Source organism: Luteibacter sp. P4_E6, assembly GCF_056401535.1.
Genome location: NZ_JBFUJE010000737.1, coordinates 1 through 1,545 on the forward strand (window position 1 = coordinate 1; position 1,545 = coordinate 1,545).

At 58.6% G+C, this 1,545-nt stretch carries 3 protein-coding genes; all 3 read right to left on the bottom strand.

All coding sequences use genetic code 11. From position 1 onward, the window contains the following. Positions 1-300: 300 nt before the first annotated feature. Entirely contained in the window at positions 301-714 is a 414-nt protein-coding gene (locus AC1DT2_RS22945; RefSeq protein ID WP_477298976.1) for a hypothetical protein, read from the bottom strand. A 194-nt stretch (positions 715-908) separates the two neighbouring features. Next, on the bottom strand, positions 909-1,328 hold the full coding sequence (locus AC1DT2_RS22950; protein ID WP_477298978.1) for a hypothetical protein: 420 nt from the start codon (positions 1,326-1,328) through the stop codon (positions 909-911). A gap of 36 nt (positions 1,329-1,364) precedes the next feature. Then, on the bottom strand, positions 1,365-1,545 hold a 181-nt coding region (locus AC1DT2_RS22955), incomplete at its 5' end, for an SDR family oxidoreductase (RefSeq protein ID WP_477298979.1).

The window sequence follows — 1,545 nt, forward strand, 5'->3', positions numbered from 1 at the left end:
GCGGATAAAGGACATTATTTACCATAACCAGAACGATGAAAGCCTCGTTCAAATATTGTCGACCAAGCCATGACCAGGATTCTCGCCCTGCTGCTCTCGAACATCCGACCTCGTGCGCGCGACTTTGATGAACGGGTGAAGCTCAATCGTTGAACCGCCGCGTTCTTCGGCATCTTCGCGCCTACTCCCGTGGCACCGGATTGTCGTGAAACGTCGCACGGCAGAAAGCCGATGGCTCTCCAAGGGGCCAATCCTGGTTGACGCCATCTACCGAAAGCCAAGCTCGATTCACAGCTCACCTCAGCGGGAGCGCGGCACGAGCTCGATGGTGACACCGGCGCCTTTAACCGCCTGGAAGTCTACCGTCGCCGACGGCTCGTACGCCACGTTCAGCGTCTTCCCATCGACCCACGTCATCGTCACGGCACCCCCTGTCAGCTCGCGCGTGCTCTTATGGGAAAGCGTGACAATGTCGAAACCCTCGTCGTCGTCCCGTTGGCTGAGCTTGACCACGGTGTAGAGCGCCGCATTACCCGGCCCGCTTTGCTGGGTGGTCGCCGCATTGGCCTGGTAGTGACCGTCGGGGGACCGTGAGTGGGCCTCCCAGATGATGGCCTGGTCGGCGCTGCAAGCGGAGAGCAAGAGTGCAACTGTCAGGAGGCATCCACGCACGGCCAGCCGCACTGGCCAATAACGGATCGTCACAGAGTTCATATGGGCAGTCCATGCGCAGGGTCAGTCGGATGAAGCGTAACGTCAGTCCCGTCCGGGAACGTGTCTTTTGTAAGGCGCCCACCTGTCGGAATGATGGTGACTGGTGTGATGATCCGACCGCTGGATCGACCGAGAAAGCACGGCCCCTCCTGGGAGCCGTTACCGTCGATGGATGGCTCGAAAGCGCCACCCACTTAATGGCTGGGCACCACATCCTTCACATGTTGAATGTTGAGCACATAGGGCGTCACCGGATCGGGATCAAGCTGAAACAAGCCCGTTATGGTCGCTATGCCGTGCCGCCCCTGGCGGTTCATCTGGACGTAGAAGTGGTGAACATCCTTATGTTTCATAACCGCTTCCGTTTTGATCACCAACTCAATACCCCGGCCAGCGCATAGCCTTTCAGCGATGTTCATATGATCCTCGCCGAGGTAAACAAATCCTCGAACGCGAATCACCTGGTTGACGAACGCCCGAGGGTTCTTCAAGACGCTGCAAACGTCCGTTGGGATGGTTGTGGTCTCGACCTTTGCTGTTCCCGCCGACGCTGCAAAGGAAACGCTCAAAAGGCAGAGCCACGTGATCGAAACAGGCAGCGTCAGATGCTTCATAGCTTCCATCGTGTTCCCTGGTTATTGGTAACGTAACTAAATCACCGGCGAAAGTCCCCCATCAATCCGAAGATTAGTCCCGGTGATGTACCCGGCCAACGGGCTCACCAGGAAGGCCACCGCACGTGCGACCTCTTCCGGCTCTCCCGTTCGGCCAACGGGTACCTCGGCAAACAGCGGAAGGACCGCGCGCTCGATGGCGTCCCACGGCGCGTCC

What these genes read in the sequence shown, in the direction of transcription:
- AC1DT2_RS22945 (WP_477298976.1), bottom strand. Translation starts at nt 714, where the DNA reads ATGAACTCTGTGACGATCCGTTATTGGCCAGTGCGGCTGGCCGTGCGT.
- AC1DT2_RS22950 (WP_477298978.1), bottom strand. Translation starts at nt 1,328, where the DNA reads ATGAAGCATCTGACGCTGCCTGTTTCGATCACGTGGCTCTGCCTTTTG.